Below are 985 nucleotides of genomic sequence, written 5' to 3'. Positions count from 1 at the left end.
GTAGGAGGTGACCTCCTTCTCAAGGGCAGGATCCTCCCGCCCCACAAGTTCCCGGACCTCTTTCCTGATCACTTCCTCCTGCCTGGTACGGTCTTCGCAGTCCTGCAGGAACAAATTCCCGTATTTTTTTACCACGCGGTACCTGACCTGCTTTAGAATGTCGCGGAAGTCCAACCAGCATCCCCCCTACTGTTTCTGCGGCCCGGGTTTGCTTTCAGCCGACACAGTATCTCCCTCTTCCTGCTGGAATACCAGCTTGGGGTGTTCCGGCAGCAGGTAGAAGGCTTTCGATTTGGCCTTCGCGTACAGCAGGTCGGCCACAATGTTGCGCGGCACGGCGATGGTGATGGTGGAGGCGTTGTCCGGCACGGCCTGTCTCATTACCTGCACCTGCCCCAGCACGGGAACGGGCCTGTCGGTGCCGATCACTTTCAGCTTCTTGCCGACGACCTGCGCCCCGGTGTCCATCACGGCCACCGCCGTGACGGTGTCCCCTTCTTTGATGCCCTTCGGCCAGCGGGCTTCTTCAGAGTTGAAGCCGACGTACGTCTCGTCTGGCTGGAGGTAGCTGAAAGCCCCCATCACCTTATCGGGGTCCTGCACCAGCCGGCCTGCAATGAGCTGTTCCCCGGGGTATAACGGCGAGGCGGCATATTTTCCTGCAGCCGCATCAAGCGACCTGACGGCTCCGGGAGCGAGGTCGCCGGCGAATACCGTGCCCTCCCTGAGCGCGTCCTTCCGGATCTGTTCCCCCGGCCGGACTTCCCTGGCCACAAGCACCACCCTGACGGGACGGTAGACCAGGTGGAAAGTGGCGTAAAGCGAGAAGGCGGCGGCCAGGCTTAGCAGCACGGCCACCCAGAAGGAAGTGTTCTTCTTTTTGAGACTGAGTTTCGGCAGTTCTAGCATCCAACATGTCCCTCCTTTTTCAGTTTTGTTCAGCTACTACCACTTTGTTGCGGCCCCCGTTTTTTGCTGCGTACAG

Annotated in this window: 1 protein-coding gene; it reads right to left on the bottom strand. The window is 59.8% G+C overall.

Annotated elements, in window-relative coordinates; all coding sequences use genetic code 11:
• Nucleotides 1-186: 186 nt before the first annotated feature.
• Nucleotides 187-909: an SAF domain-containing protein gene (locus ACPLUI_RS13295; RefSeq protein ID WP_424660733.1), complete on the bottom strand. Its 723-nt coding sequence runs from the start codon at nt 907-909 to the stop codon at nt 187-189.
• Between the last annotated feature and the right edge of the window lie 76 nt (nt 910-985).

The sequence above is a fragment of the Desulfofundulus sp. genome (assembly GCF_049701015.1).
Lineage (GTDB): Bacteria > Bacillota > Desulfotomaculia > Desulfotomaculales > Desulfovirgulaceae > Desulfofundulus.
Note: the sequence above shows the minus strand (reverse complement) of the source record. Positions and strands in the feature narration are given on the sequence as shown.